Source organism: Herbaspirillum sp. UBA812 (assembly GCF_002296545.1).
Classification (GTDB): Bacteria; Pseudomonadota; Gammaproteobacteria; order Burkholderiales; family Burkholderiaceae_D; genus Herbaspirillum; species Herbaspirillum huttiense.
Window position 1 is genome coordinate 1 of the sequence record NZ_DBIC01000297.1, and the last position, 4,263, is coordinate 4,263.

The window sequence follows — 4,263 nt, forward strand, 5'->3', positions numbered from 1 at the left end:
CCTCGCGGCGGAAGCCCACCGGCAGGTTGGTGTTGCCCATGTTCACGGTGCCACCGGCCAGGATCTTGGCTTCCGTCGAGATCTCCGGACCATGCAGTTGATCGAAGCACGACAGCACGCGCTCGATGAAGGTCGTCTCGGTCGGCAGCAGACGCAGGCGTCCTTGCCGGTGGAGGTCGGTGAGAGCCAGGCGCTCGCGATACTGACCGGAGAGGCGGATGGCGTCATCGTGGACGACCACGATGTTGGGCTGGTGTACTTGGCCGATGGCCGCCGGGAAGCCCATGGACGACAGACGGCGTGCGGCGATTTCGCGCTGGCCGCCGGCGATCGCGACGGCTGCCAGTTGACGGACTTGCTCCTCGGTCATCCCGGCCACCAGCGGGCGATTCTGTTCGGACAGCAGAACGCGGGTGTCTTCGTCCAGGCCTTGGTCAGCGGTGATCAGCTCGGAGAGCAAACGCTCATTGGCTGCGACGCTGGCGGCTTGGGCGGTGCGTTGGCGCTCGCGCTCGTCGAGTTGTTGGGCGAGCAGGCGGCTGACATCATCAGCGCTCAATGCGACGCCTTCCGGAATATTGACGGAGAGCTGTACGGACTGGGAGGAGTGCTCGGCCAGTTCGCGACCGGCGTCGTCGAAGCGGTCGATGATTTCCTGCGCGGCGACTTCATCGGCGGCGAGTTGGACCACCTTGGTGGCGGTGTCCACCAGGTTGGCGATGATCGGGGCGGCGAGCTTGCGTGCCTTCAGGGCCTCGGTCAGCTTGCGCAGCAATTCTGCATACTTCATTTTTTGCTCCTGGAGTAGGGTTGATTGCAGTTCGGGGTGGATGAAGACCGGGATACCATCATCGGTACCGGCAGATAGGCGGATAGGGTCGAGGCCCTTGATGACTGGCCTGATGGTCAGGCCCGCGCCCAGCATGACCGGCCCATGGTTGAGCTGCTTTTCGTTGTCCCGCCACTGCTCGTGATATTCGAGCGAGAGATACCGATATCCCTTGTTCTTCACCGCGTCGATGCCGTAGGGGGTCCATTCGACCTGGCCACGGAAGCGATCGCCCTCAATGCGGACGGCGAGGATGCGCGCTGCAGCGCCGTTGCCCGGCTTGTGGTCGACGTCAATGAAAACATCCTGACCGAAAACCCCGTTGTTGAAGTTTTCGGCCATCTTCATCAGCATGCTGTGCGTGATGTCGAACTCGCCATAGCGAGGGTCGGAGAAGTGCCCGGTGCGGGTGAGGGTGATCCAGGAGGAGGGATTCCCGTTGCGGTCACTGACCGATACATCGGCCAGGACTCGCACTGGTCCTTCAGCCATGCCACTCAGTTTGATGTGTCGAGGGTTGTGCATCGATTCGCCTGGTAGAAATGTGGTGCGCCGCCCCGGCAATGTGGGGAGGAGACTTACCCGGGGGGAACCCGGCGCACCCGAAACTTTTTGACTCAGGCGATAGTTTCAGGGGGTGGTCAAATCAACGGTAGGGGGGGAGGTGTTACTTCTCCTGCTGGCGCTCCAGACGTTTCTTTACCGCGCGCCAGGTCGATCTCACCTGGGATGCTGGAAGATATCCCGCCTCGAATGCTTCGTTCTTGTTGACGCCGAGAATGCCTTGCCGGTCCTTGCTGGCTACCGTCTTCAGGAAATCGACGACCGTCTGTTTTCCTTTCCGATCTTCGTCGGTGACTTCGTCGCGATAGACCACCACCTCGAAGCTCAAGGTGTTGGGATGGGCTGGGAGCGGGCTGCGGCCATGTGGATACACGCCGGGGCCGAGTCCGAAGAGATTGGCGCGCGCATGCATATCGCAGATGTCAACGCGAGGATGGCGCGGTGAAAGCATGAATTTGGTACCGATGGTGTCCAGATCCGCCGCGGCAGCGCCTTGATATGCAATGGTGTGAGCCCGGTTCACCTCTGTGCGCAGGACGCGCATGGTGTTGTCGAGAGGATTGCCGGGGCCGCTGGACAGGCTGCTCGCCAAACCTTCAGCGACTTGCTCAGGCCTGGCTGCACGGGCGGCCATATCCAACTCGGGCGGGACAGGTACCCCCCGCTGAACAAATTCCAAGGCGGCCTTGGCGGCTCCGTCGCCCCGAGCGACTGCTGCCTGAACTTGCGTTCGAAGGATATCGTCAGCACGGCGATCGAGGCGCCATATGCGGTCCGACAGCCGGAGGCCGCTCGGGTCCTGGAAGGTGCGGACCCGTTCAATGGCAGCGCTCCTCGCATTGAAAACTGCGGTGGCTCCGATACGCTGGCCAAATGGCCTGGCGCCCAGGTCCGCGGCAGCGGCTATTCCGTCATCGAGAATTTTGTTGCGCGCCTGCGCAAGCTTTTGCAGCTCATTGTCGAGCTGCTGGATCAGCACCGCCAATGCCTCCGTCTGGATGGAATTTCGTGCGCCCGCGATGGCCATGATGCGGCCTCTCATTTCTCCGATCGCGCGGTCGTAGAGGGCAACGAGCTGCGATCGGTTCTGCCGGTCGAGCGCGACCAGATCCTCCTGGGACCGCTCGGACTCGCTCTTGACTTCTTCCTGGTCGGGAGTGAGCGCCATTATTTCGTCGAGATGGATGTGGCCGAGGAGCCCTTGGGGCCATTGCCCGGGGTGATGCTGACGGTGGGGCGGTCGGACCCAGCTGGAGGATCTGGATATGGATCATCTTCCTCACGGGCGGCGTCGCGCCGAGCACGGACCGTGGCAACATCGAAGCCTAACTCTTCCCAGAGCATATCCGAGGGAATGCCCAGCGCTTGGAGCTTGAGGGCGCGGTCAGCGGCCTGGTTCGGCGTCTCGGTCCGGCGTTCTGCGAACTTCACCTTGATCTCGTCGTCGCCCAGCACAATCCCCTTGAGCAGTAGCTGCAGCCTGAAGGTGAACTCGTAGGCGAACGCGATGATGTCTTGAAGGCTGTCGATCTCGTCAAAATAGTCGCCCTTCAGGTCCTGCAGAATGTCCCGGTTCAAGCCCTCGGTATAGCCGGCGAGGCCCTTGGGAATGGGAGTGCCGGAGAACATGCAGTCGAGCAGGAAAGCTACGTCCTGGATCTGGTCGAGATTGCTATCGCCCTGGATCGCGTTCACGGCCCCTTTCTTATTCATGAAGAAATCGGTCGTGATCTCGCTCTGTTTGCGCATCACCTTGGCCTCGTACTGATCCATTTCGGTCTGGTTCGCACCCTCCAGAACGTGAGCCAGTCGCAAGGGTGCGCGGGTGCGCCGGCGCACGACCATGTCTTCTTCGGTCATGCGCAGTTTCAACCATGTGCTGCGATTGGCATCAAGGTAAGGGCGGCCCATGCTGCCCATGTCATCGTAGTTGTCGGCGTCGAAGCGGACCATCGTCAGCTGCCAGAGAGCGAAGTCCGCACAAGGGCGGCCGGTGACCAGATCATGCTGGCGATACGCTTTTGCGACGTCAGCGAATTGGCCGGCCGCATTGACGACAGGAACAATGGTCTCCGCGGGCATCCGGATCAGCCGCTGGATCCGACGCCCCTCGTCCATGACCACCTGCAGCGGAAGGTTGCCCTCCATGATCATGCCCCGGCAATCGCTCTTGAGCTTTTCCGGCCGATTCAGCTCAATGCGGGCCAGGAATGCTTTCCACTCGCGCGAGATCACCGGACTGGGTGATTGAAGCTGCAGCACCAACCCGCCCTTGATGATGTCCCTGGCCACTCTGCTGTGGATTTTCTTGATGCGGCCGTCCATGCGGTCGGCAGCACGGACGTCGAAGATGGCTGCGCGCAGCTCCGGGTCGACGAAGAATTGGTTATAGAGATCCCGGTACCGAGCATCTTCGCGGGTACGCATGCCAATTTCCGAGCTGGAAGGCAAGGGCTCTGTGGGCAGTTTCCCGCGGAAGAACTGAACGAGGCCGTCAAAAATTCCCATTTTCTTCTTTCTTGATAAAGGTTACAGAGCGCCAGCCATCGATCATTCCGAGGTTGGCCAGCTCGCGGATCATCGGTATGGCGTCCGGCATATGCTGATGCACCAGGCTCTTCGTCTCTCTGGCGCGCTCCATATCGTGGCCGCTAAGCGGCGGCCTTGGCGTTGGCACGGCCGTGGGGGAATGCGCGCGACGAGCCCCCGGTTGATATTTGCTCTCATCGCCCAAGGTGAATTCCTCCGGCTGATACCCCGAGCAGTTCGTCGCGCGTGCGTTGGATACCGCTGATGATGGTCTGCACCTCTGCCGCGCCGGCTGTCATGTGGCCCCAGAGGGCAGCGCAAAATGCATCAAAGAAGTCGTC

4 protein-coding genes are annotated in these 4,263 nt (G+C 61.3%); all 4 read right to left on the bottom strand.

Going from position 1 to position 4,263, the window contains the following annotated elements:
- Positions 1-1,306, bottom strand: a 1,306-nt coding sequence (locus tag B3873_RS20435) for a phage protease (protein WP_286868658.1), incomplete at its 3' end; no start/stop codon positions are given.
- A gap of 190 nt (positions 1,307-1,496) precedes the next feature.
- A complete protein-coding gene (locus tag B3873_RS20440) occupies positions 1,497-2,561 on the bottom strand; it encodes a hypothetical protein (RefSeq protein ID WP_286868659.1) in 1,065 nt (354 codons plus the stop codon).
- The gene (locus tag B3873_RS20445) at positions 2,561-3,820 is read right to left on the bottom strand and encodes a portal protein (RefSeq protein ID WP_286868660.1); all 1,260 of its coding nucleotides are present in this window, start codon (positions 3,818-3,820) and stop codon (positions 2,561-2,563) included. Before B3873_RS20445 ends, B3873_RS20440 begins: the two co-directional genes overlap by 1 nt.
- Positions 3,821-3,887: 67 nt before the next feature.
- Entirely contained in the window at positions 3,888-4,127 is a 240-nt protein-coding gene (locus B3873_RS20450) for a hypothetical protein (protein WP_286868661.1), read from the bottom strand.
- Between the last annotated feature and the right edge of the window lie 136 nt (positions 4,128-4,263).

Bases quoted from the DNA above. Each gene is read 5' to 3' on its own strand.
- B3873_RS20440 (WP_286868659.1), bottom strand. From the start codon at position 2,561: ATGGCGCTCACTCCCGACCAGGAAGAAGTCAAGAGCGAGTCCGAGCGG.
- B3873_RS20445 (WP_286868660.1), bottom strand. From the start codon at position 3,820: ATGCGTACCCGCGAAGATGCTCGGTACCGGGATCTCTATAACCAATTC.